The organism is Trichlorobacter ammonificans (assembly GCF_933509905.1).
Taxonomy (GTDB): Bacteria; Desulfobacterota; Desulfuromonadia; order Geobacterales; family Pseudopelobacteraceae; genus Trichlorobacter; species Trichlorobacter ammonificans.
This window is the reverse complement of record NZ_OW150024.1, coordinates 2,675,609-2,698,215: the sequence shown is the minus strand read 5'-3', so window position 1 is coordinate 2,698,215 and position 22,607 is coordinate 2,675,609. Positions and strand designations below refer to the sequence as shown.

22 protein-coding genes are annotated in these 22,607 nt (G+C 62.5%); 12 read left to right on the top strand and 10 right to left on the bottom strand.

Annotated elements, in window-relative coordinates:
* Position 1 precedes the first annotated feature (1 nt).
* Positions 2–745 carry an outer membrane protein assembly factor BamD gene (locus RAK07_RS12365; protein ID WP_305733141.1) on the top strand — a complete coding sequence of 248 codons (744 nt, stop codon included), beginning with the start codon at positions 2–4 and terminating at the stop codon, positions 743–745.
* Entirely contained in the window at positions 742–1,326 is a 585-nt protein-coding gene (gene plsY, locus RAK07_RS12360; RefSeq protein WP_305733140.1) for a glycerol-3-phosphate 1-O-acyltransferase PlsY, read from the top strand. The genes RAK07_RS12365 and plsY overlap by 4 nt, the downstream gene beginning before the upstream one ends.
* Here the strand turns inward: plsY and cobD are convergent.
* The 6 genes from cobD to RAK07_RS12330 all read right to left on the bottom strand — a co-directional run bounded on the left by cobD (position 1,316) and on the right by RAK07_RS12330 (position 7,638).
* A complete protein-coding gene (cobD, locus tag RAK07_RS12355) occupies positions 1,316–2,434 on the bottom strand; it encodes a threonine-phosphate decarboxylase CobD (RefSeq protein ID WP_305733139.1) in 1,119 nt (372 codons plus the stop codon). The genes plsY and cobD overlap by 11 nt on opposite strands.
* A gap of 32 nt (positions 2,435–2,466) precedes the next feature.
* Positions 2,467–3,318: a twin-arginine translocase subunit TatC gene (gene tatC, locus RAK07_RS12350; RefSeq protein ID WP_305733138.1), complete on the bottom strand. Its 852-nt coding sequence runs from the start codon at positions 3,316–3,318 to the stop codon at positions 2,467–2,469.
* A 107-nt stretch (positions 3,319–3,425) separates the two neighbouring features.
* Positions 3,426–5,198 carry an ATP-binding protein gene (locus RAK07_RS12345; RefSeq protein WP_305733137.1) on the bottom strand — a complete coding sequence of 591 codons (1,773 nt, stop codon included), beginning with the start codon at positions 5,196–5,198 and terminating at the stop codon, positions 3,426–3,428.
* A gap of 1 nt (position 5,199) precedes the next feature.
* Complete coding sequence (locus RAK07_RS12340) at positions 5,200–5,880, bottom strand: response regulator (RefSeq protein WP_305733136.1); 681 nt, start codon at positions 5,878–5,880, stop codon at positions 5,200–5,202.
* Between the two features lie 146 nt (positions 5,881–6,026).
* Positions 6,027–7,028: an inorganic phosphate transporter gene (locus tag RAK07_RS12335; RefSeq protein ID WP_305733135.1), complete on the bottom strand. Its 1,002-nt coding sequence runs from the start codon at positions 7,026–7,028 to the stop codon at positions 6,027–6,029.
* Positions 7,021–7,638 (bottom strand): DUF47 domain-containing protein, encoded by a 618-nt coding sequence (locus RAK07_RS12330; RefSeq protein WP_305733134.1) that lies wholly within the window; start codon positions 7,636–7,638, stop codon positions 7,021–7,023. Before RAK07_RS12330 ends, RAK07_RS12335 begins: the two co-directional genes overlap by 8 nt.
* A 287-nt stretch (positions 7,639–7,925) precedes the next feature.
* On the opposite strand from RAK07_RS12330, the gene folD reads away from it, so the two are divergent.
* Together folD and galU are read left to right on the top strand one after the other, a co-directional pair.
* The gene (gene folD / locus RAK07_RS12325; RefSeq protein WP_305733133.1) at positions 7,926–8,780 is read left to right on the top strand and encodes a bifunctional methylenetetrahydrofolate dehydrogenase/methenyltetrahydrofolate cyclohydrolase FolD; all 855 of its coding nucleotides are present in this window, start codon (positions 7,926–7,928) and stop codon (positions 8,778–8,780) included.
* Positions 8,777–9,646: a UTP--glucose-1-phosphate uridylyltransferase GalU gene (gene galU, locus RAK07_RS12320; protein ID WP_305733132.1), complete on the top strand. Its 870-nt coding sequence runs from the start codon at positions 8,777–8,779 to the stop codon at positions 9,644–9,646. Before folD ends, galU begins: the two co-directional genes overlap by 4 nt.
* A 62-nt stretch (positions 9,647–9,708) precedes the next feature.
* Here galU and trxA read toward each other — a convergent pair whose 3' ends face one another.
* Positions 9,709–10,038, bottom strand: coding sequence for a thioredoxin (gene trxA / locus RAK07_RS12315; protein ID WP_305733131.1), 330 nt, complete (start codon positions 10,036–10,038; stop codon positions 9,709–9,711).
* A gap of 67 nt (positions 10,039–10,105) precedes the next feature.
* Here trxA and RAK07_RS12310 point away from each other — a divergent pair, with 67 nt between their 5' ends.
* Genes RAK07_RS12310 through cobA form a run of 7 tightly spaced genes read left to right on the top strand, consistent with a single transcriptional unit; the run spans position 10,106 to position 18,805 of the window.
* Positions 10,106–10,789 carry a precorrin-2 dehydrogenase/sirohydrochlorin ferrochelatase family protein gene (locus tag RAK07_RS12310; protein ID WP_305733130.1) on the top strand — a complete coding sequence of 228 codons (684 nt, stop codon included), beginning with the start codon at positions 10,106–10,108 and terminating at the stop codon, positions 10,787–10,789.
* A 1-nt stretch (position 10,790) separates the two neighbouring features.
* A complete protein-coding gene (gene ccsB / locus RAK07_RS12305) occupies positions 10,791–11,609 on the top strand; it encodes a c-type cytochrome biogenesis protein CcsB (protein ID WP_305733129.1) in 819 nt (272 codons plus the stop codon).
* A 13-nt stretch (positions 11,610–11,622) separates the two neighbouring features.
* Entirely contained in the window at positions 11,623–12,924 is a 1,302-nt protein-coding gene (gene hemA, locus RAK07_RS12300; protein ID WP_305733128.1) for a glutamyl-tRNA reductase, read from the top strand.
* Positions 12,925–12,928: 4 nt separating this feature from the next.
* Positions 12,929–15,325, top strand: a complete 2,397-nt coding sequence (locus RAK07_RS12295; protein WP_305733127.1) for a hybrid sensor histidine kinase/response regulator — start codon at positions 12,929–12,931, stop codon at positions 15,323–15,325.
* Between the two features lie 11 nt (positions 15,326–15,336).
* Positions 15,337–16,287: a diguanylate cyclase domain-containing protein gene (locus tag RAK07_RS12290; protein ID WP_305733126.1), complete on the top strand. Its 951-nt coding sequence runs from the start codon at positions 15,337–15,339 to the stop codon at positions 16,285–16,287.
* Positions 16,284–17,222 carry a hydroxymethylbilane synthase gene (hemC, locus tag RAK07_RS12285; RefSeq protein ID WP_305733125.1) on the top strand — a complete coding sequence of 313 codons (939 nt, stop codon included), beginning with the start codon at positions 16,284–16,286 and terminating at the stop codon, positions 17,220–17,222. Before RAK07_RS12290 ends, hemC begins: the two co-directional genes overlap by 4 nt.
* A gap of 11 nt (positions 17,223–17,233) precedes the next feature.
* Positions 17,234–18,805: a uroporphyrinogen-III C-methyltransferase gene (cobA, locus tag RAK07_RS12280; RefSeq protein ID WP_305733124.1), complete on the top strand. Its 1,572-nt coding sequence runs from the start codon at positions 17,234–17,236 to the stop codon at positions 18,803–18,805.
* 6 nt (positions 18,806–18,811) lie between these two features.
* Here cobA and RAK07_RS12275 read toward each other — a convergent pair whose 3' ends face one another.
* From RAK07_RS12275 to RAK07_RS12265, 3 genes are all read right to left on the bottom strand, one after another.
* Positions 18,812–19,030, bottom strand: coding sequence for an ATP-binding protein (locus tag RAK07_RS12275; RefSeq protein WP_305733123.1), 219 nt, complete (start codon positions 19,028–19,030; stop codon positions 18,812–18,814).
* 162 nt (positions 19,031–19,192) lie between these two features.
* Positions 19,193–20,494 (bottom strand): prepilin-type N-terminal cleavage/methylation domain-containing protein, encoded by a 1,302-nt coding sequence (locus RAK07_RS12270; protein ID WP_305733122.1) that lies wholly within the window; start codon positions 20,492–20,494, stop codon positions 19,193–19,195.
* Positions 20,495–20,632: 138 nt separating this feature from the next.
* Positions 20,633–21,244 carry a type II secretion system protein gene (locus RAK07_RS12265; RefSeq protein ID WP_305733121.1) on the bottom strand — a complete coding sequence of 204 codons (612 nt, stop codon included), beginning with the start codon at positions 21,242–21,244 and terminating at the stop codon, positions 20,633–20,635.
* A 235-nt stretch (positions 21,245–21,479) separates the two neighbouring features.
* Between RAK07_RS12265 and RAK07_RS12260 the strand changes: the two genes are divergently transcribed.
* Positions 21,480–22,499, top strand: a complete 1,020-nt coding sequence (locus RAK07_RS12260) for a tetratricopeptide repeat protein (protein WP_305733120.1) — start codon at positions 21,480–21,482, stop codon at positions 22,497–22,499.
* Positions 22,500–22,607: the final 108 nt, after the last annotated feature.

Sequence of the window (22,607 nt, the reverse complement as noted above, 5' to 3'; positions counted from 1 at the left end):
CATGAAACGTTACGCGTACGGACTGGTGCTGGTGCTGCTTTCCCTGCTGTTCTCCGGTTGCGCCGGCACTCCCAAGCCGGAAAAAACCGCGGAACAACTCTACGCCGAAGGGGAGGCCGCCTTCGGCAGAAGCAGCTACGAAAGATCCATCGAGCTCTGGAAGCAGGTTCGCGAATCCTTTCCCGGGCCGGAGCTTGCCTCGAAGGCCGAGATCGGCATCGCCAACGCCTACTTCCTGAACGGCGACTACATCGAGGCTGCTGCTGCCTACGAGGATTTCCGCAAGCTGCACCCCACCCACGAGCTGGCCCAGTTCGCTCTCTACCGTCAGGCACTGGCCAGCTACAACCTGATTACCGGCATCGATACCGACCAGACCCCCACCAAGAACGCTCTGGCGCTCTTCGAGAGTTTCGTCCGCCAGTATCCCAAGTCCGAGTACGTGGCCAAGGTGCAGGAGAAGATCGCCGACTGCCGCGGCAAGCTGGCTCAGTACGAAATCTATGTGGGCCGCTTCTATTATCGTACCGACAATTACAAGGCCGCTGCAGCGCGTTTCGAGCTGGTCCTGGTCAACTTTCCCGATTACACGGGCCATGACGAAACGCTGCTCTATCTGGGCAAGTCCTACCGGGAGCTGAAGGAGCGGGAGCGGATGCGTACCATCCTCTCCCGTCTGGTGCGGGAATATCCCGCCAGCCCTCACCTGGGCGAGGCCCGCAAGCTGCTGGCAGAAAAACCGTGACCACCGTACTCTGGATCGTCGGGGCCTACTTGCTGGGCTCCATTCCTACCGGTCTGCTCCTGGGCAAGCTGTGCGGCATCGATGTCAGACAAGAGGGAAGCGGTAACATCGGCGCCACCAACCTCTATCGTACGGTGGGGCGGCGGGTGGGCATCCTTACCCTGATCGGCGATTGTCTGAAGGGATTTCTGCCGGTGCTGCTGGCCTGGAAGCTGGCGGGGCTGGGGGAGCCGCTGCAGGCCTGGATCGGCTTGGCGGCCTTCAGCGGTCATGTGTTCTCGGTCTTTCTGCTGTTCAAGGGAGGGAAAGGGGTGGCCACCGCCCTGGGGGTTTATCTGGCCCTGGCCCCCCTGGCGGTGCTGGGGGCGTTACTGGTTTTCCTGCTGCTGGTGGCGCTCTGGCGTTACGTCTCCCTGGGGTCGGTGGTTGCCGCCGCCGTGATGCCTCTCTTGGTCTGGCTGCGACCCCACAGCCGCGAGCTGCTCATCGCCACGGCGCTCATCTCCATCATCGTCATCGTCAAACACCATGCCAACATCAGCCGGTTGGTGGCCGGCACGGAATCGAAGTTCAGGGCGTAATCTGACTCGGAACAACCTCTGAAAGCGCCGCTGCCAGCCGCCGGTTTTCCTCGCGGCTCCGCACAGCCACCCGCAGAAACGTCTCTCCCAACCCGTAAAAATTGCTGCAGTCCCGCACCATGATCCGGTGCCGCTGCACCATCCGCTCCCGCAGCGCCGGTGCGGTCAGGCCATTGCCGAGCCGCAGCAGCAGGTAGTTGGTGGAGGAAGGCAGCGGCTCGATCCCCGGAATCCTTCCGATCAACTCCGCCAAAAGCGTCCGCTCCTCCGCGATCATCCGCCGGGTCGCCTCGTCCTCCGCCGGGTCGGCCAGGGCCGCCACGCCGGCCACCTGCGCCAGGTTGTTCAGCTCCCAGGGGGGCTGGGCGGCCCGCAGTTTCTCCGCCAGCTCCGGCGGGGCCAGGGCGCAGCCCAGGCGCAGTCCGGCCAGGGCGTGGAACTTGGTCAGGGAGCGCAGCACAATCCCCCGCCCAGAGGCAACTACCGCCGCTTTCGCCGACTGTTCCTCGCCGCAGAAATCCATGAACGCCTCGTCCAGCACCAGCAGCGTCCCGTAGCGGCCGCACAGCTCCAGCACATTCCGGACTTCGCCGGCGGGGTAGAGGCGTCCCGTGGGGTTGGCGGGGGTGCAGAAAAAGAGCACATCGGGACGCTGCCGCGCCAGGTCGTCGGCCAGCCGGTCCAGGTGCAGGGCAAAACCGTCGTCGGGGGACAGCAGGTGCCGCTGCAGCTTCCAGCCGTGTCGCTTCAGGGCGTGTTCGTACTCGTTGAAGGCGGGGCAGACCACCATGCCCCTCTCTCCCGCGACAACGCCGGGCACCAGGTGGATGAGCGGGGTGGAACCGCTGGCCGGCACCACCGCAGCTTCCGGCAGGTGGTGAAAGCGGGCCAGGGCCCGGCGCAGCTCCGTGGCGTCGCTGTCGGGGTAGTGGGGGATATGGTGGAGGGCGGCCAGCAGCGCCTGCCGTACCGCCGCTGAGGGGCCGCGGGGATTGATGCTGGCGGAAAAATCCAGCAGGTCGTCGACGGCGCAGCCCAGGGCTCGTGCCGTGGCGTAGATGGTACCGCCGTGGTCGGAGGTCGGTTTGTCGTGTGCAGGAAGGGACATGGCACTCACCGCCGCGCTCGTCGGTGGCGCGGTCAGCCGGCCGCCGGCAGCGGAGGCGGTTCGGTTTTCTTCTTGCCGAAGAACAGGGCAACCCAGACGCTCACCTCGTACATCATGTACATCGGGATCATGATCACGAACATGGTGACCAGGTCGGAGTGAAAAGCGGCCACAATGGAGCTGGCCAGCAGGGCATACTTGCGCTTGGGGGCGAGGAAGGCGTAGCTGACCAGGCCGAAGCGGGACAAGAGCAGGGTCAGCACCGGCAGTTCAGCCATCAGGCCGAACATCAGGATCAGGCGCAGGCAGAAATCGACGTAGGCCGAGAGCGACAACCAGCTGCGCAACCCCTCGGTCTCGTAGGAGAGGGAGAAGTTGATGATGAACGGCCAGACCGTGGTCAGGAAAAAGAAGGCGCCGAGGCAGAAGGCGAGCGTGCCGACCAGCATGAAGGGGACCACCAGCTTCCGTTCCCGCCGGGTCAGTCCCGGCGCCACAAAGGCCCAGATCTGGTGAAAGACGATGGGCAGGGCCAGCACGAAGCCGGCGATCGCCGAGATCTTGCACTGGATGAAAAACGGCTCCAGTGGTTTGGTGTAGTTGAGGGCATGCTGTTTTTTCGGCTTGTTCAACTCCTTTTCCATGTCACCCATCCGGTAGATGGCGGGGTAGTTGGTCTGCAGGTAGCGATAGAGCTTCTGCTTGGCGGCATCGATGTAGGTAACGCTGGTCAGCGGTTTTTCCATGTAGACCAGGATCTCGTTGGCAAGGTTCCAGGAAACCCCCATGCCGATGAACACGGCAATGACGATGATGATCAGGCGACGACGCAACTCCACCAGGTGTTCGATGAACGGGAGGACTTTGGGCTCTTCTGCAGACATGGGTAGCTCCGGGGGCATAAAAATAGGACAGGCTACCATATTTTGCCGGGTGGTTCAATCGGCGCGGCAGCTTCCGGAGCCATTGCCCCGGTGGGGCGGCACGAACGTCATGAAGAGGAGACGGCGTTCAGGTAGAGGGTGAAAACGCTGCCGGTTCCCGGTTCGCTCTGCACCGTGATCTCTCCGCCGTGGAGCTGGACGATATGCTTGACGATGGCCAGACCCAGGCCGGTCCCTCCCTGCTCACGGCTGCGAGCCTCGTCCACCCGGTAGAAACGTTCGAAGATGCGGGAGAGGTCCCGGGCCGGGATGCCGCTGCCGGTGTCGGTCACGGCAATGGCGACGCGATTGCCGTCGGGGCGGGCGGTGATGCCGACCCTGCCTCCCGACGGGGTGTACTTGAGGGCGTTGTCCAGCAGGTTGAGCAGCACCTGTTCCAGTTGCCCCTGATCACCGGCAACCCGGGGCAGGGAGGGGGGACAGGCAACGGTCAGGCTGATCCCCTTGCCGGCGGCATGGTCCTCCATCAGCTGGCGCACCTTGTCGATGACGCTGCCGATCTCCAGGGGGAGCAGGGCGGTGCCGGCATCCCGTCCCTCCAGACGGGAAAGGGTAAGGATGTCGTTGATCAGGTTCGTAAGCCGTTCGGCGTGGCGGACGATGGTTTCGGTGAAGCGGCGGGCCTGGTCCGGCGCCTCTTCCAGGGCACCGTCCAGCAGGGTTTCGGCGTAGCCCTTGATCACCGCCACCGGGGTGCGCAGTTCGTGGGAGACGTTGGCCACGAAGTCGCGGCGCATGGTTTCCAGGCGCTTCAGGTCGCTGATGTCGTGGAAGACCGCCACGGTTCCCTGGCGCAGCCCCTTCTCGTCGGTGAGCGGTACCCAGTGAGCCAGCAGCACCAGGTTGGTGGCGGGAACGGTGAGTTCGCAGGTCATCTCCTCTCCCGAGCCCCGCTGGGTCTCGAAGGCCTGCAGCAGGTCGGGGTGGCGACAGACCTCCACCAGGGGACGGCCGGTAACGTCGTCCCGGATACCGAACATGCGCAGAAAGGCCGGGTTGACCAGCAGCAGGGCACCGCTTTTGTCGGTGACCATCACCCCTTCGCCCATCCCCAGCAGGATGGCGGAAAGGCGCTGCTGCTCTGAGGAAATACGGTGCACCTGCTGCTCGATCCGTCCGGCCATGTCGTTTAGGACCTGGGCCAGATAGCCGATCTCACCGCTCCTGCCGGCAAGGGCGATACGCACCCCCTTTTCGCCGACCCCGATGCGGGCGGCGGCATCGGCGATCTCCCGCAGGGGGCGGGAGGTGACGTTGGAGAAGACGACACTCAGGAGCAGGGCGGCCAGGATCAGCAGCAGCACGGTCCCCCCCAGCAGGGTGTGCAGGGTCCGTTTGGCCGCGTCCAGGCGCTCCAGGGGCAGGGCCAGACGCAGCACGCCGCTGGAGCCGTCCGGCAACGGACAGCGCAGCGCCACGTAGAGCATAGTGGTGCGCAGGGTTGAGGAGTAGCGCAGCGAACTGCCGCTGCCGGCGGTCATCGCCTCCCGCACCTCGCTGCGGCCGGCATGGTTGTCCACCCGCGGCACGTGATCGTCCGACACGCCGGAGTCCCCCAGCACCCGGCCGTCGGCGGCGATCAGGGTCAGCCGCGCCTTGATTGCCGTCCCCACCTCGCGGGCCAGGTCCTGGGGCGAGGCCTGCACGGCGCCATCCCGTTCGGTGAGCATGACCGCCAGCCGGGCTTGGTTGAGCAGGTTTTCCCGGCTCTCCTCGGTGAGGCGCTTGAGCAGCAGGTGGTCCACGGCGGCGAACAGCCCCAGCACCAGCAGCAGGCAGAGGGCCAGGTAGGAGTAGAACAGTTGCCAGCGGAAGGACATGCTATTCCTCCAGTTTGTAGCCGAAACCGCGCACCGTCCGGATCAGCTCCCCCGCGCCCCCCAGCTTGCCGCGCAGGCGGGTGACATGGGTGTCCACGGTGCGGGTGTCCCCGACGAAGTTGTACCCCCAGACCTCCTGCAGGAGCAGTTCACGGGAGAGCACGCGTCCGGCATGCTCCGCCAGATAGAGTAACAGCTTGTACTCGGTACTGGTCAGGTCGATCTCGCTGCCGTTCACCATCACCCGGTGACCGGCGCAGTCCATGGTGATCGGCCCCAGGGTGAGCAGGCGCTCTACCGGTGCGAGCTCCTGGCCGCTGCGGCGTAGGATGGCTCGAACCCGCAGCATCAGCTCCCGCATGGAAAACGGCTTGACGATATAATCGTCGGCGCCGATTTCAAACCCCACTACCCGGTCCACCTCATCTCCCCGGGCGGTGAGAATCAGCACCGGGATGCCGCGGGTCCGTTCAGTGCGACGCAGGGTGGAGCAAACCTCGGTTCCCATCATGCCGGGAAGCATCAGGTCGAGCACCACCAGGTCCGGCAGCTCGCGCCGGGCCAACTCCAGCCCTTCCAGGCCGCTGGCCGCCGTCAGGGCTTGGTACCCTTCCTTTTCAAGGTTGTAGGCCAGCAGGTCCGCCAGGTCCCGTTCGTCTTCCACCACCAGTATCTTCTTCATCGTCCTCTCCCGTGCCGTCTGTTGCAGGTCGGTGTCAAACGTAGCAGTTGCAGGTTACGAATGTGCTACAGCAGGGAAAACATTCAACGACAAAGGCCGCTTCCGGAAAGGAGCGGCCTTTGTCGAATGCCACGGACATGGCGGTACTATTTGCCGAATACCGGCGTCAGTGCCTGGTAGGTCAGGAAGGCGACGAAGGCCGAGGCCGGAATGGTCAGCACCCAGGCCACCAGAATCCGTTGCGCCACATTCCAGTTGACCGCGGTGAGGCGCTTGGAGATTCCCACTCCCAGGATGGTGGAGGTGATGACGTGGGTGGTACTGACCGGCATGCCGATGGAGGAGGCTCCCAGGATGACCCCGGCGGCGGCGGTCTCCACGCAGAAACCGTGCACCGGTTGCAGCTTGACGAAATCTTTGCCCACGGTCTTGATGATCCGCCAGCCGCCGGCGGCGGTTCCCAGCCCCATGGCAACGGCACAGGAGAGCTTCACCCAGGTGGGAACCTCGAAGGTGGGGATCAGGCCGTAGGAAAGCAGGGCCATGGTGATCACGCCCATGGATTTCTGGGCGTCGGCGGTGCCGTGGGAGAAGGCCATGAACGCCGCGGAAACTACCTGCAGCCGGCGAAACCCCTTGTTGATGTTGCCCGGCGCCTTGTTGCGGAAGGCCCAGAGCAGTACCACCATGAAGCCGAAACCGACAATGACGCCGAAAATGGGGGAAAAGATCAGGGAAAGGACGATTTTTTTCAGGCCGGCCCAGTGCAGGGTCGAGAGACCGGAGTGGGCGATCACCGCTCCCATGATGCCGCCGATGATGGCGTGGGAGGAGGAGGAGGGGAGGCCGTAGTACCAGGTGATCAGATTCCAGATGATCGCCCCCATCACCCCGGCGAAAACCACCAGTTGGGTAACATCGGCGGCGTCGACGATCCCCTTGCCGATGGTGGTGGCCACCTTGGTGGAGACCATGGCGCCGGCGAAGTTGAGAAACGCGGCCATGAAGATGGCCGAACGGATCGACAGTGCCTGGGTGGAAACGCAGGTGGCGATGGCGTTGGCCGTGTCGTGAAAGCCGTTGATGTAGTCAAAGACCAGTGCCGCCACAACCACCAGCACCAGCAGGATGATCGCCATTTCAGGCATGCTTCACCACCACGCTTTCCAGAATATTGGCGGCGTCCTCGCACTTGTCCGTCGCCTTTTCCAGGGTTTCGTAGATTTCTTTCCACTTGATCAGGTTGATCGGGTCCTTCTCTTCGGCAAACAGGCGGCTGATCGCCTCGCGGCAGACCCGGTCCGCCTCGTTCTCCAGGGCGTTGATCTCCACGCAGCAGTCGTTGATATCGTCGAATTTGCCCCCCAGGTGGCGCAGGGCCCGCTCCACGGTCTGGCAGGATTTGAGGATGATGAAGGCCAGCTCCTTGGAGGCGGGGGTCGGCTTTTCCACGTTGTACATCACGAAACGCTGGGCCGAAGCGTCGATCAGGTCCAGGATATCGTCCAGCTTGGAGGCCAGGGAGTAGATGTCTTCGCGATCAAGCGGGGTGATGAAGGTTTTGTTGAGGGTTTTGATGATCAGGTGGGTCTGGGTGTCTCCCTTGTGCTCCGTGTCCTTGATCTGTCGCTGACTGGTCAGGGGGTCGGCATAGTCGTCCAGCATGGTCTTCAGTTGCTGGGCGCCCTCGGTGATGATCACCCCCATCTGGCGGAACATTTCGAAAAACTTCTCTTCCTTCGGTATCAGTCCGAACATGCAAATCTCCTTTTCAGAAGCATAGCGAGCCCATTGGGCGGGATTACCGGCTCCGGCACCGCGGTTTTTGCTTCTCTGTCGTGCAACGGGGTCGTTATAAAGCGTCAGCATGTTACAGGCATGTGACGACTATGTAAAGGGGGCTGCAGCGAGAAAAATGAAAGAAATTCATAGGTGCTGAGCAGAGTGCGGCTATGGCGTGCCCCGGCAACCGAAAGGGTTGACAGGGAAGCGGGAAAACAGTACCACGACTGCTAGGTACTGATGAACACGGGAGGAGAAGCGATATGACGGCTCAGGTGATTGACGGCAAGGCGATCGCAGCCAGGGTGCGGCAGCGGATCGGGGAGCGGGTGGCGGAACTGAAGGCCAAAGGGGTGACCCCCGGGCTGGCGGTGGTGCTGGTGGGAGACGATCCGGCCAGCCGGGTCTACGTGGGGATGAAAAAGAAGAACTGCATCGAGCTGGGGATGTACTCCGCTGACCACGAACTGCCCGAGTCCACCAGCGAGGCGGACCTGCTGGCCCTGATCGGGCAGTTGAATGCCGACGAGCGGGTGCACGGCATCCTGGTGCAGTTGCCCCTGCCCTCCCATATCGACAGCGACAAGGTGCTGGAGGCGATCTCGCCGGACAAGGATGCCGACGGCTTCCATCCCTTCAACGTGGGACGTCTGGCCATCGGCAAGCCCACTTTTCAGCCCTGTACCCCCTACGGCGTGATGGTGATGCTGGACGAGATCGGCTACGACCTGACCGGTAAGGAGGTGGTGGTGGTGGGGCGCTCCAACATCGTGGGCAAACCGGTGGCACTGATGTGCCTGGCCCGCCACGCCACGGTCACCATCTGCCACTCCCGTACGAAAGATCTGGCTGAAGTGGTGCGCCGGGCCGACGTGGTGATCGCGGCGGTGGGCAAAGCGGAGATGGTGAAGGGGGACTGGATCAAGCCGGGGGCTGTGGTGATCGACGTGGGGATCAACCGGGTGGGTGAGAAGAAGCTGGTGGGTGACGTGGAATACGCCGCTGCCGCCGAGCGGGCCTCGGCCATCACGCCGGTGCCGGGCGGGGTGGGGCCGATGACCATCGCCATGCTGCTGCAGAATACCCTGGAATCGGCAGAAAGGAAGCTGCGGCAATGAAGGTGCGCAAGGCGATTTTTCCGGTGGCTGGCCTGGGAACCCGCTTTCTGCCGGCCACCAAGTCCTCCCCCAAGGAGATGCTGCCGCTGATCGACAAGCCGCTGGTGCAGTACGTGGTGGAGGAGGCGGTGGCGGCCGGCATTACCCAGATCATTTTCGTCACCGGCCGGACCAAGCGGACCATCGAGGACCATTTCGACCTGTCGCCGGAGCTGGAAAACCACCTGGAGGAGAAGGGGAAAGACGAGACCCTGCAGGAAGTCCGGGAGATCGCCGACCTGGTGGATATCTACTACGTCCGCCAGAAAAAGGCGTTGGGGCTGGGGCATGCCATTCTCTGTGCCCGGGATTTCATCGGCAACGAACCGTTCGCGGTGCTGCTGGGGGACGACATCATCGACAGTACCGTTCCCTGTCTGCGGCAGCTGCTGGATGTGTTCGAGCAGCGTCAGGGCAGCGTGCTGGCTCTGGAAGAAGTGCCGATGGCGCAGATATCGTCCTACGGCTGCGTGGCAGCCGAGCGGCTGTCCGAGCGGGTGGTGGCAGTGACCGACATGGTGGAAAAGCCGAAGCAGGAGGAGGCTCCCTCCAACCTGGCCATCATCGGTCGCTACGTGCTGACCCCGGCCATTTTCCCCCTGCTGGAGCGTCAGACACCGGGGCGGGGGGGAGAGATTCAGCTGACCGACGCCATCAAACGGCTGTCCCAGTCTGAAAAGGTCTACGGCTGTCTGTTCGAGGGGCTGCGCCATGATTGCGGCGACAAGCTGGGCTTCCTGAAGGCCACCGTCGACCTGGCCCTGAAGCGGGAGGAGTTCCGGGAGGAGTTTGCCGCGTACCTGCGGGAGCGACTCGGCCGCCAGTAATGTAAAACGGCTGTGACGCGAACGTCACAGCCGTTTTGCAGCAGGTGGTACTCCGGTGCCGTTCAGAGCGCTTTGGCGATCAGGGCATCCAGTTGGGACTTGGGTACTGCGCCGACCACCTGATCCACCACCTTGCCCCCTTTGAACAGGATCAGGGTGGGGATGCCGCGGACGCTGTACTTGCCGGGAGTTGTCTGGTTGTCATCCACATTGACCTTGCCCACTTTCAGTTTGCCGGCGTACTCACCGGCGATGGTGTCGATCAGCGGGGCAATGGCCTTGCATGGGGCGCACCAGGTGGCCCAGAAGTCGACCAGCACCGGCACGTCGGACTGCAGTACTTCACGGTCGAAATTGGCATCGGTAAAGGTGTGAACGGCATCGCTTGCCATGGAAAAGCCTCCTTTATGAATTGGGTCATGTATAGGAATTTTTGAATAATACGCCGGTAACGAAAAAATGCAAGTGCGAAATCAACCATTCCACCATCTGACCATCTCCCTCGATCTTGCCGGCCGGCGCGCCGTTCTGGTTGGTGGCGGGGCGGTCGCGGCCCGTAAGGCCGGGGTGCTGCGGGAGGCCGGCATGGAGCTGGTGGTGGTGGCCCCTGAGCTGACTCCGCGCCTTGCCGAGCTGGCTGCGGCGGGGGAGCTGTCCTGGCGGCAGCGCCCCTGGGCGCCCGGTGACCTGGCCGGCGCGGCACTGGTGGTGGCCGCCACCAGCGATCGGGAGGTCAATCGTCAGGTGGCCGATGAAGCCAGGTTGCTCGGTATTGCGGTGAACGTGGCTGACCGGCCGGAGGAGGGGACCTGCCGGTTTCCGGCCCTGTTGCGGCGCGGGCGGCTTGAGATCGCGGTGGGAACGGAGGGAAGCGCCCCTGCCGTTGCCGCTGCCGTCAGGGATCACGTGGCTGAGGCCATCGGTGAGGAGTACGGGGAGCTGCTGGAGCTGCTGGCCGAGCTGCGTGAAAAGCTGTTGACGCTGGGAATGGCAAAGGCATACAATACCGACTTTGTAAAAAACCTGATGGCGCAAGGGCTTATGGAGATGCTGCGGGGGGGAGAGCGCGCTGAGGCCGAACGGATGATCGAGGCGGCCCTCTCCTCTGCGGTCGACAGCCACGCTTCGCGCTCCGGATCCTGACATGATGACCCAGATTGCTTTTGCCCTGACCCTGACCCTGTACGCCGGTGCCACGCTGCTCTACCTGACGCGGCTGCTGCGTACCGACTTCCCTTTGTCCAGCCTGGCCGGCAAGCTGTTGTTTGCCGGCTTCTGTACCCACTGCCTGGCGGTGATTCACCGCTTTATCGCCGTCGGCTACCTGCCGATTACCAACATGCACGAGGCCCTTTCCTTTTTCGGGCTTTCCATCGTCGGCGTCTATCTGGTATTCGAATATCGCTTCAAGATCGCCACCCTGGGGTCCTTCGTGGTTCCCCTGGCCCTGCTGGCCACCATTGCCGCCGGCATGCTGCCGTCGGAACTGCGTCCCCTCAACCCGGCCCTGCAGTCTGCCTGGATCTACTCCCATACCCTGCTGGCCTTCACCTCCTATGCCTTTTTCACCGTGTCCGGCTGTGTTGCCGCGGTTTATCTGATCCAGTCGCACTTCCTGAAAAAGAAGCACCTGGGATCACTCTTCCAGAAGCTTCCCTCCCTGGATATGCTTGACGAGATCGGCTACCGGTGTCTGGCCTTCGGGTTTCCGCTCCTGACCGTGGCGATCATCACCGGCGCCATCTGGGCCTCCCAGGCCTGGGGCAGCTACTGGAGCTGGGATCCCAAGGAAACCTGGTCGCTGATCACCTGGTTCGTCTACGCGGCACTTCTGCACGGCCGGCTCACCACCGGCTGGCGGGGACGCCGTGCCGCGTGGCTCACCATCGTCGGTTTTCTGATCATGCTTTTTACGTTCATCGGGGTAAACCTCTGGCTCCCCGGTCTGCATAGTTACACCTGAGGGGCCTTGCTGCATGAATATCATTGTTGTCGGTCTGTCCCACAAGACAGCTTCCGTTGATATCCGGGAAAAGGTCGCCTTTTCCCCCAACAGTATCGAAGAACCGCTGAGAGCACTCTGCCGTCTGGAAGGGATCGTGGAAGGGATCATCGTCTCCACCTGCAACCGGGTGGAGATCTACGCCACCACCCGCGATATCGCCGGCGGACTGGCCCGCCTTCGCCGCTTTCTGGCCGACTATCACCGCATCCCCTACGACACTCTGGAGCCCCATCTGTACAGCTACCATGGCGAGGACGCCATCCGGCACGTCTTTCGGGTCGCCTCCAGCCTCGACTCCATGGTGGTGGGGGAGCCCCAGATCCTGGGACAGATCAAGACCTCCTACGGCTACGCCGCCGAGTACAAAACCTCCGGCGTCATCCTGAACCGTTTCCTGCACAAGGCCTTTTCCGTGGCCAAGCGGGTCCGCACTGAAACCCGCATCGCCTCCTCGGCCGTATCGGTCTCCTTTGCGGCGGTGGAGCTGGCCAAGAAGATCTTCGGCAGCCTTGCCGGCAAGACCGTGCTGCTGATCGGCGCCGGCGAGATGTGCGAACTGGCGGCCCGCCATTTTCTGACCAACGGCGCCAAAGGGGTGCTGGTTACCAACCGGACCTTTGAGCGGGCCCAGCGCCTAGCCGAGGAGTTCGAAGGGGAGGCAATTCCCTTCGAAGAGCTGTTCAGTCATCTGCACCGTGCCGATATCGTGTTGACCTCCACCGGCGCCACCCATTTCATCATCACGCCTACCGATCTCGAAGCGGTGATCCGACGGCGGCGGATGCAGCCGATGTTCATGATCGACATCGCCGTGCCCCGGGATATCGATCCGGCGGTGAACGACCTGGATGCCATCTACCTCTACGACATGGACGACCTGCAGCAGGTGGTGGCGGCCAACCTGGAAGGACGCCGTCAGGAGGCGGACAAGGCCGAAGCGATCATTGCCGAGGAAATCGCCCAGTTCTACAAATGGGTGGCCACTCTTGAGGTCACGCCCACCATCGTGGCGTTGCGCAACCGGTTCGACGAACTGCGCCGGACCGAGGTGGAGCGGACCCTGCTGGCCTGGAAGGACGCGCCGCCCGAGGCGGCACGGCGGCTTGACGCCCTGACCGCCGCCCTGATCAACAAGATTCTGCATCACCCCACCTCGCTGCTGAAGCGGAGCGGCCAGGGGAACCGTACCGACCTCTACCTGGACGCCCTGCAGGCCCTGTTCGATCTTGAGCGTCCGTCGAACGACACCCCCGAACTGGAGCTTGAGGAATAGGCCAATGCTCAGATGCAGCCCGGCATGCCTGAAAGCACTTCTGAGCGGCCTTACGCTGTGTCTGGTGCTGGGGACGTCCGGGTTTGTGGTCTGGCAGAGCATCCGCGAGCATGATCTGGCCCTTGAGGCCGCCAATCGCCAGTTGTTGGGCAACGCCCGCGCCCTGGCGGAGCATGCCGGCCAGAGCTTGGCGGTTGCCGAGCGCACCCTGTCGGAAATCCATGCCGCAATCGAGCAGCAGGGCGGCAGGAAGCAGGCAGAGGAACACCTGCTTCATGAACTGATGCAACGCAAGGTTGCCGGCATGCGTCAGGTGGGCAGCGCCCTGCTGGTGGATGCCGCGGGTCAGGGGATTGCCAACTCCCACGAGTACCCGCTGAAACCGATGCAGGTTGTTGACCGGGAGTACTATCGCCACCACCGCGACAACCCGACGTCGGCGCTCTTTCTGGGGCGTCCGGTCAAAAGTCGGGTGCTGGGGGCTTGGGTTTTTACCATCAGCCGCCGCCTTGATACCCCTGACGGCAGCTTTGACGGTCTGGCGGCGGTTTCCTTCCGGGTGGCCTACTTCGATCAATTCTATCAGTCGGTGTCGATGCATCAGGATATTCAGACCTTGCTCCTGCGCACCGACGGCTGGCCCCTGGCCGTCACGCCGGCCAACGAGCAGGCGTTCCAGGTCAACATCAGGGGCAAGCTGCTGCTGAGCAAGCTTGTCCAGGAGACTCCCTACGGGGTTTTCCGTAATCAGAAGGCGCTGCTGGATAATGCTGACCGCCAGATCGCCTTTGCCCGCCTCGAAGCGCCGTTCGAAAACCTGGTGGCGGTGGTCTCGCTGCCCCGCGAGGTAATCCTGGCCGACTGGCAGCGGCAGGTGGCCGTGAATGTCGGTGGAGCCCTGGTGCTGATGTCCTTCTCGGTGGGGCTGGCCGTGTTGCTGCTGCAGCGCTTGAGGGACCTGGAGCAGAAGGAGACGGAAGTCGGCACGCTGAACGAACGTCTGACCCTGGCCACGGAAGCGGGCGGCGTGGGGGTCTGGGACTGGGATCTGCCGCACAACCGGCTCTACTGGGATCGCCAGATGTACCACCTGTACGGCCTCACGGAGCACTGTGAGGAGGAGTGCTATCACCTGTTCCAGCAGGCGGTGCATCCAGAGGACCTGGAGCGGGCCGAGGAGGCGATGCATGAGGCGCTTTACGGTGAGGCGCCCCTTGATGTCGAGTTCAGGGTAGTACGCTGCGATACGGGGGAACTCCGCCATCTGCGCTGTATTGCCCGGGTCTACCGTAACCCGGCGGGCGAGGCTGTCCGGGTTGTCGGCATCAATCTTGACGTCACGGAACGCAGGCGGGCGGAGCTCTATCTGAACCTGGCCAAGGACGAGGCGGAACAGGCCAACAGGCTGAAGAGCAGCTTCATCGCCTCCGTCAGCCATGAATTGCGTACTCCCCTGAACGCCATCGTGGGGATGAGCCACCTGCTCACCCGCAGCGAGTTGACGGCACGTCAGCGCGAACAACTGGAAACCATCGACTCCGCCGGCCGTACCCTGCTGGCGATCATCAACGACCTGCTGGATATTTCCCGTATCGAAGCGGGCCGTTTTGATCTGGAGCTGATTCCGTTCAGTCTTTCCCGGCTGCTTGCCGAACAGACCGGGCTGGTGAAAGGCAGGGCCGAGGAAAAGGGGGTGCGGCTCAGCAGCCATAGTGCCGCGGATATCCCGGACCGGCTGGAGGGGGACCCGTTACGGCTGGGGCAGATTCTGATGAACCTGCTCTCCAATGCCGTCAAGTTCACGGATCAAGGGCAGATCAGTGTCGGGGTGACCCTGGCGGGCAGGCAGGACGAGAAGCTCCTGCTCTGCTTTCAGGTGAAGGACAGCGGTATCGGCATACCACGGGACCGGCTGCGGGAAATTTTTTCTCCCTTCACCCAGTCGGACAACAGTATTGCCCGGCGGTACGGCGGCACCGGCCTGGGGCTGGCCATCTCCAGCCAACTGGTCAAGCTCATGGGGGGAGAGATCGGTGTCGAGAGCGAGGAAGGGGCGGGGAGTCTCTTCTTCTTTACCGTGCCCCTGCGTCCGTCAGACGCTGCGGCGGCGGTGGATAACAGCAGGTATGCCGCGCCGCCGCCAACGCTCGTGGATCTGTCGCCACCCGTGGCTCCTGCTTCCCTTGATCGCGACCGTTTGCAGCCGTTGCTGAAAAAACTGGAGCAGCAGCTGAAAGGGCAGAATATGGGGGCCGTGGGCACCTTTCATCAGTTTCGGGAACAGCTGGGCGGCCGTTTTTCCGGCGAGCTGGTGGAGATGGAGGAGCTGCTGGAGCGGCTCGAATTTTCGAAGGCGGCCTCAATCCTGCACAGACTTGCAGAAAAGCTTGGGATACCGTAAGGTGACATGCCATGCACGGTTTGCGACCAACACTGCTGATTATTGACGATACGCCGATCAACATCCGCGTATTGTCCGAACTGTTCGCCGACGAATGCGAGATTCTGTTTGCCACCAGCGGTGAAGATGGCCTGCGCCTGGCGGCCAGCGACCGTCCCGACCTGATCCTGCTGGATATCATGATGCCCAGGATGGACGGCTACGAGGTCTGCCGCCGTCTCAAGTCCGACCCGCAGACCCGTGATATTCCGGTGGTCTTCGTGACGGCGCTGGGGGAAGAGAAGGACGAGACCCAAGGGCTTGAGCTGGGAGCCATCGACTATATCATCAAGCCGATCAACCCCCCCATCGTCAAAGCGCGTATCCGTAATCACCTGGAGCTGAAGCGGCACCGTGACCTTCTTTCCGCCATGGCCACCATCGACGGGCTGACCGGCATTGCCAACCGCCGGCGCTTCGACGAGATGCTGCGACAGGAGTGGCACCGCGCCCAGCGTTCCGGGACGCCGTTGTCGGTGCTGATGATCGACATCGATCATTTCAAGCTGTACAACGATCGGTATGGCCACCTGGCCGGAGACGATTGTCTCAAGGCGGTGGCCTGTTGCATGCTCGGCGTGATCCGGCGTCCCGGTGACCTGCTGGCGCGCTACGGCGGCGAGGAATTTGCCTGTATCCTGTCCGAGACTGATGTTCAGGGCGCCCGGAAGGTTGCCGAGCATCTGCACCAGGCGGTTGCGGCGCTGGAAATTCCCCATGCCGACTCCCCGGTTTCGCCGATCATTACCGTCAGTATCGGCTTCTGCACCACGTGGCCCAACGGTATCCGCAACAGCCAGGAGCTGGTGGATTGCGCCGACCGCAACCTGTACCGGGCCAAGCATGAGGGGCGTAACCGTGTCTATTTCTGTGGTCCCGACGACTGTGACCTATCCTGCTGTATTCTGGAGACGAATGAATGACTGTATCGAAACTGCGTATTGGAACCCGCGCCAGCCAACTGGCGCTCTGGCAGGCCAACTGGACCAAGTCCGAACTGGAGCGCCGCTATCCCGGCGTGGAGGTTGAACTGGTCAAGATCAAGACTACCGGCGACAAGATCCTGGATGTTCCCCTGGCCCAGGTGGGAGGAAAAGGGCTCTTCGTCAAGGAGATCGAGGAAGCGATGCTGCGGGGAGAGATCGACCTGGCCGTGCACAGCATGAAGGATGTGCCCACCGAATTCCCCGAAGGCTTGGGGCTGGTGGTGACCACCGAACGGGAGGATCCCCGCGACGCCTTTATTTCCGACGGCGTACGCTTCGCCGACCTGAGGCCCGGCGCCCGGATCGGCACCAGCGCCCTGCGGCGCCAGGCCCAACTGCTGGCTGCCCGGCCGGACCTTGAGATGGTGATCATCCGCGGCAACGTGGAGACCCGTATCCGCAAGCTGAAAGAAGACAACCTGGATGCGGTGATTCTTGCCGCCGCCGGGCTTAACCGTCTGGGCTTCACCGACGTGATCACCGAGCTGCTGGCTCCCGACTTCTCCATTCCGGCCATCGGCCAGGGGGCGCTGGGTCTGGAGTGCCGTCTTGATGACCGGGCCACCATCGAGGCCATCTCCTTCCTGAACCACGCCCCCACTGCCTGGGCGGTGACGGCGGAACGGGCCCTGCTCAAGCGCTGCGAGGGGGGCTGCCAGGTGCCGATCGCTGCCCACGGCACCATCAGCGGCGACACCCTGCATCTGGTGGGGTTCATCGCGGCGGTGGACGGCAGCCGCTCCGTGCGTGACACTATCAGCGGCCCTGCGGTCGAGGCCCAACGTCTGGGCAGTGAGCTTGCCGAACGCCTGTTGGCGGCCGGCGGCAAGCAGATTCTCGAAGACGTCTACCAGCGGGAAATTGCCCACTGATGGTGGCAGCAATGCCTTCAAGCACCTCTCCGCTTCCCCCGGCAACTCCCCAATCCACAGGTCGTGTCCATCTCGTCGGCGCCGGTCCGGGTGATCCCGGACTGGTGACCGTCCGGGGCGTCGAATGCCTGCGGACTGCCCAGGTGGTGGTCTACGACTATCTGGCCAATCCGGCGCTCCTGGCCCATGCCGCTCCCGATGCGGAACTGATTTACGCCGGCAAGATCGGCGGACGCCATAACCAGGAGCAGGAGGAGATCAACCGCCTGCTGGTGGCCAAGGCCCGTGAAGGCAAGACCGTGGTCCGGCTGAAGGGGGGCGATCCCTTCGTCTTCGGCCGGGGGGGGGAAGAGTGCGAGGCGCTGGCTGCCGCCGGCATCCCGTTTACCGTCGTACCCGGCGTGACCGCGGCACTTGGTGTCGCCGCCACGGCCGGCATCCCGTTGACCCACCGGGCGGTGACCCCTTCGGTGGCCTTTGTGACCGGACACGAGGACCAGGGGAAAGAGGATTCCGCCATTGACTGGCAGCGCCTTTCCACCGGCAGCGGCACGGTGGTCTTCTACATGGGGATCAAGCACCTGCGCCGCAACATGGCGCTCCTGGCGGAACACGGCCGCAGCCCGGCAACGCCGGTAGCCCTGGTGCGCTGGGGAACCACGGCACAACAGGAAGTACTCACCGGCACCCTGGCCGACATCGCCGACCGGGCCGAGACAGCAGGCTTCAAGCCGCCGGCCCTGACCATCGTGGGCGAGGTGGTGAATCTGCGGCAGCAGTTGGCCTGGTTCGACCGCCGCCCCCTCTTCGGCCGGCGGATACTGGTGACCCGCGCCGCCGATCAGGCGGGGGAGTTTTCGCGGATGCTGGAGGAACAGGGTGCCCGGGTTGTGGAGTGTCCCACTATCCGGTTGGTGTCGCCGGAGCGTTGGGATGAGGTGGATGCCGCCCTTCTCCGCCTGGGGGAGACCGACTGGCTGGTACTCACCTCGGCAAACGCAGTCAGGTTCTTTTTCGAGCGGCTTCGCGAACGGGGGCAGGACAGCCGTGCCCTGGGGCGGTGCAAGGTATGCGTTGTCGGCCCGAAAACTGCGGAAGCGTTGGCTGCGCGAGGGATTCTGGCCGACCTGGTGCCGGCAGAGTTCACCGCTGAAGGGGTGGTGGCCGCTTTCGAGGGGATCGACCTTGCGGGGAAGCAGGTGCTCTTTCCCAGGGCCGATCGGGCCCGGGACCTGATACCGCCGGCACTGGAGCGGATGGGGGCGCGGGTGGCAGCGCCGGTGCTGTACCGCAACCTGCTGCCGGAATCGCTGCCGGACGAGGCCCGCGACGCACTGGAACACCGGGAGCTGGACGCCGTGACCTTCAGCGCCTCGTCAACGGTGACGAATCTGGCGACGTTGCTCGGCGGAGCGGACCGGCTGCGGGACCTGCTGAGCGGTGTGGCGGTGGTTTCCATCGGACCGATCACCTCCCGTACCTGCCGCGACCTGGGCCTGACCGTGGCGGTGGAGCCGCCGGAGGCGACCCTGGACAGCCTGGCGGCTGCACTGGTGGAGTATTTTACCGTGCGTCCGGCGTAAGTTTTTTCAGGAACCCGGCAGCTCCAACAGCCAGGTGCGGCCGGCGGCCAGCAGGTCGTCGGCATTGGCATAATGGCAGGGTAGTGGAGAACGGGCCAGCAGTTGTCGTACCCCGGTGGTCTGCCCCACCTGCCGGGAACCTACCAGAACTTGGATGAGCGGCCTGTCAGCCGCAAGCCGTTGCTCAAGCTGCCGCACAAAGTGACGTTCAAATGTCTGGTTCATGGCAGAGATGATAGCCTGTTTTGCTAGATCAGTCTGGCAAAAATACTAGGTGAGTCTAGCAAAAGTGGTACGGTTGCAGAGGCTCATGGGGAGGCGCGGAGAACGCGGAGGGGCGACCTGTGAGTCCCCTCCGCGTCATTGTGTTAGGCAGCTGTTGGGGGGTCAGTTGGGGTTGATGGTCAGAACGAAGGTTTTCGAAGCGATATTGTCGTTATTGCCGGTTGTGTCGTTGTCGTCCCGAACATACACGGTGAAGCTGTATGTAGGGTCAGGCGGAGTGTACGAACCAGCTGACCAAGCGGTGCCGGTTTGTGTCCAATAATCTCTCCAGTTTGCGCCGCTGGTAGGCTGGTTGCTTGCAACGGCTGTATGGCTTTGTTTGCATGTATAGGCAGTGGTGCCGGAAACTACGGTAGTGGTTGCGGAATAATTTGTGCCTGAAACCCAGGTGCTGCCAACTTCACTCCAATCAGTAGTGGGCGGTGACACAGAAGTAGCAGTTTTGCAAGTATAGGCCTTTGTATTTACTACAACCACAGAGAGGTTAAGAGTTATATAATCTCCCCTGGTCCATAAGTTTTCAGCTGCGTTGGTGCAATCAGAGGTGTAAAGGATGGTTGTTGTTCCATCGGAGCTTTTCAGAACTGGTTTTGTGGCCGTACCGGGGCTTGCCCCCTGAATACACCATCTGTATTTGCCACCTGTTGATGCAAAAGGTACACCACCGTCGGCTGAAATAATGGCGTTGTACGGGCTGGTAGCATAACCAAACGGCAACTCATTGTTCACGATCTTCAACTGTGGCCCCTGGCAACCCACCTTGGTACGCAGTTCATCCAGGGTGACCCAGCGGACCAGGTCGTTCACGGTATCAGCGGTAACAGTGGCGGTGGTGGCAGGAGCGGTCGCCGTTATGTTCCCGCTGGCGGTAATGAGCGCGTTGTTCAGTGCAGCGGTCCCGCTTGCCGATGTTAAGGTGCCGTTAAGCTTGCTGTTGGAGGTGGCGTCATCGGCAAAGCTGAACAAGATATAAGCGACATTTGGAACATCAATATAGTCTACCCCTGCAGTTGTTGAGCAATTACTTGTTAGGCATTGACGCAGTGTTATTGGCGTAGAACGTCGACCGCAAATGGTGTCCTTGGTGGAGGGGGCCGCGTAGAGGTTGTTGTCGTACAGGTAGATGAAGTCCCGTCCCCAAGCGTCGGTGTACGTCTTGGCAACGTTTTTCCAAAAGGTGGGACTACTGGGGGGGGTGGTGCTGTCCGGCAGACGGTTGTTGCCCGAGGCGTAGCTGTTGACCGATTCCACCGCCGCCCCCAGGTTTTCCCGGCTTTCCCGCACCTTCATGGAGGTCATGAGCGGCCCCACCATGGACATGCCCAGCCCCAGCAGAATGCCGATCACCACCATCGACACCGCCAGTTCCACCAAGGTGAAGCCTTTTCTGCAGGTACGGTCCATGTTCGTGCTCCGGAAATTTTCGCCCATTCTACCCGACCGGCCTGAAAATACAAGCTACCCAAGCAAAGAGGGAGGCGCGCCGGCCTCCCTCTTTGCTTGGGTAATTGCTTCGATGGTGCAACTGTTCGTAACGATTTGTTAGCGCACGGAGTAGGCCAGCAAGCAGTTTGCAGTGGTGTAAGCTTGCACCGTGCCGGCAGTTGCCGCGCTGACACCTCTGATTTTTCCGGTTGTTGCAACTCCGTCATCATACTTCGTGTCAAACAGCAGCATGTCCTCGGCCGACATACCCGTGATAATGAGGAGATTGACTGCCGAAGAGGATGCCCAGGCCGCGGCGGTGCCGCTCCCGAACCTGATGTTGACGCCGGGCATGGTGGTTGAGTTGAATGGCTGGTCGGTGTTGGAAACAACGTCGGTCAGAAGGCCGGCACGGCGCAAATGATCAAGGGCTCCAGTGTCATTAGCGACTTCAGTTGCTGTGGCGATCTGGCCATCGTTATTGCCGTTCGTTGCCGCGGTTCCGGTCGACCAGCGGGCAGCAGCCGTATTGTCGTCGCCGGGTACCCGGGAATACTTGTCGAAATAGGTGTAATAGGCCGTTGCCAGTTGATCGATTTCCGACTTAAATTTCTTTTCCTTCGCGCCGGCAATCAGATCCTGTCCCTTGATCACCGCACCCAGAATGACGCCGATGATGACCAGCACGATTGCCATTTCAACCAGCGTAAAACCTTTGTTACCCTTCATGCCGCAGCCTCCTGTTCGTGTGCGTTGGTTGTCGTATCGGAAAAGGTGATGAGGTCCAAACGGTTCAACAATGTCCTTTATCGGCCGCCCGTTGGAAAAAATCAAGTAAAAATCTGTTGTCTGTTCAAGCGATTGTAACGAATTGTAACGAGGAGTGACGGTTCTTTTTGGATTGAAACGGTACCGCGCTCTGGTGTAAAGATGGTACGCTTTGCCTGATTTCCGAGAGGTTTCCATGAGTATTCTTGCCAAGCTGCTGAAAAAGAACGAGCCGACCCAGGCCAAGGGGGATATCCCGCCGGGAGTTGTGCAGGCGGTGAGCAGCTCTGCCGGCAAGGGGGCTGCCGAGCGGGGAGCCGAACGCAGAAAATTTCTGCTGCTGGGCGGGCTGGCAGCGGTGCTGGTGGCGGGTGGCGCTCTGCTGGTGCTCTATCTGAAACTGAACACCCCGGTGCGTCCGATGCCGCGCTCTGAAACAACGGCGGTCCCGGTTCCGCCGGCACCGGTGGTACAGCGGCAGGTGTCGAGCGCGCCGCCTGCGCCGGCCCTAGAAGTGGTGCCGCACCAGGAAAAAGTCCGTCTGACGACGTATGCCACCACCGTAAAGCGGTCCGCGCCCGCCGCGCCGGCTCCTCGTCCGGCTGCGCCGGCCGCTGAACCGCAGGCGGAAAAGAAGGCGGTGCCCCGGGACCAGACAACGGCCGGTGCCTACCTGTTTGCCGCGCGCAACGCTGAGGTCAGGGGCGATTACCTGCAGGCGCTCAGGTCCTACCAGAAGGCCCTGGAAGCCGATCCCGGCAATTACCGGATCATGAACAACGTGGCCAGCGCCATGCTGCATCTGGGGATGTACCGCGAGGCGCTGGTCATGGTGCAACAGATCCTGGCCATCAAACCGGAATACGTTTCGGCCATGGTCAACGGCGGTATCGCCCAGTACCGTCTGGGGCTGCTTTCGGAAGCGCGCCAATGGTTCGAGCGGGCGACCGCCATCGATCCCTCCCATCGCGAAGCGCTCTACAATCTGGCGTTGTCGCAGGAAAAGGCCGGCTCGCTGGACAGCGCCCTGGAAAGCTACCGGCGGCTGTCCGGTGGCGGTGACCCCCGCGGCACGTTGGGTATGGCGCGTATTCTGGAATGGCGGCAGGAAAAAGTCGAGGCACTGCGCCTGTACCGTGATATCCTGGTACTGCCCGATGCCGGCAACCAGATCAGGGAAGCGGCGCGGGAACGGATACGGGTGCTGGACCGCTGATAGGTTGTCTCGTTCCCTCTCCCCACCTCCCTCCGCTGGGGGGAGGTGGTTGCGTGCTTACTTGAGAAGCAGTGGTGTGTTCCCTCCCCTCGTGGGGGAGGGGCAGGG

Excerpts from the sequence above, each read along its gene's own strand:
- RAK07_RS12365 (WP_305733141.1), top strand. The coding sequence starts at position 2 with ATGAAACGTTACGCGTACGGACTGGTGCTGGTGCTGCTTTCCCTGCTG.
- cobD (WP_305733139.1), bottom strand. The coding sequence starts at position 2,434 with ATGTCCCTTCCTGCACACGACAAACCGACCTCCGACCACGGCGGTACC.
- tatC (WP_305733138.1), bottom strand. The coding sequence starts at position 3,318 with ATGTCTGCAGAAGAGCCCAAAGTCCTCCCGTTCATCGAACACCTGGTG.
- RAK07_RS12345 (WP_305733137.1), bottom strand. The coding sequence starts at position 5,198 with ATGTCCTTCCGCTGGCAACTGTTCTACTCCTACCTGGCCCTCTGCCTG.
- RAK07_RS12340 (WP_305733136.1), bottom strand. The coding sequence starts at position 5,880 with ATGAAGAAGATACTGGTGGTGGAAGACGAACGGGACCTGGCGGACCTG.
- RAK07_RS12335 (WP_305733135.1), bottom strand. The coding sequence starts at position 7,028 with ATGCCTGAAATGGCGATCATCCTGCTGGTGCTGGTGGTTGTGGCGGCA.
- RAK07_RS12330 (WP_305733134.1), bottom strand. The coding sequence starts at position 7,638 with ATGTTCGGACTGATACCGAAGGAAGAGAAGTTTTTCGAAATGTTCCGC.
- folD (WP_305733133.1), top strand. The coding sequence starts at position 7,926 with ATGACGGCTCAGGTGATTGACGGCAAGGCGATCGCAGCCAGGGTGCGG.
- galU (WP_305733132.1), top strand. The coding sequence starts at position 8,777 with ATGAAGGTGCGCAAGGCGATTTTTCCGGTGGCTGGCCTGGGAACCCGC.
- trxA (WP_305733131.1), bottom strand. The coding sequence starts at position 10,038 with ATGGCAAGCGATGCCGTTCACACCTTTACCGATGCCAATTTCGACCGT.
- RAK07_RS12310 (WP_305733130.1), top strand. The coding sequence starts at position 10,106 with ATGCAAGTGCGAAATCAACCATTCCACCATCTGACCATCTCCCTCGAT.
- ccsB (WP_305733129.1), top strand. The coding sequence starts at position 10,791 with ATGATGACCCAGATTGCTTTTGCCCTGACCCTGACCCTGTACGCCGGT.
- hemA (WP_305733128.1), top strand. The coding sequence starts at position 11,623 with ATGAATATCATTGTTGTCGGTCTGTCCCACAAGACAGCTTCCGTTGAT.
- RAK07_RS12295 (WP_305733127.1), top strand. The coding sequence starts at position 12,929 with ATGCTCAGATGCAGCCCGGCATGCCTGAAAGCACTTCTGAGCGGCCTT.
- RAK07_RS12290 (WP_305733126.1), top strand. The coding sequence starts at position 15,337 with ATGCACGGTTTGCGACCAACACTGCTGATTATTGACGATACGCCGATC.
- hemC (WP_305733125.1), top strand. The coding sequence starts at position 16,284 with ATGACTGTATCGAAACTGCGTATTGGAACCCGCGCCAGCCAACTGGCG.
- cobA (WP_305733124.1), top strand. The coding sequence starts at position 17,234 with ATGCCTTCAAGCACCTCTCCGCTTCCCCCGGCAACTCCCCAATCCACA.
- RAK07_RS12275 (WP_305733123.1), bottom strand. The coding sequence starts at position 19,030 with ATGAACCAGACATTTGAACGTCACTTTGTGCGGCAGCTTGAGCAACGG.
- RAK07_RS12270 (WP_305733122.1), bottom strand. The coding sequence starts at position 20,494 with ATGGACCGTACCTGCAGAAAAGGCTTCACCTTGGTGGAACTGGCGGTG.
- RAK07_RS12265 (WP_305733121.1), bottom strand. The coding sequence starts at position 21,244 with ATGAAGGGTAACAAAGGTTTTACGCTGGTTGAAATGGCAATCGTGCTG.
- RAK07_RS12260 (WP_305733120.1), top strand. The coding sequence starts at position 21,480 with ATGAGTATTCTTGCCAAGCTGCTGAAAAAGAACGAGCCGACCCAGGCC.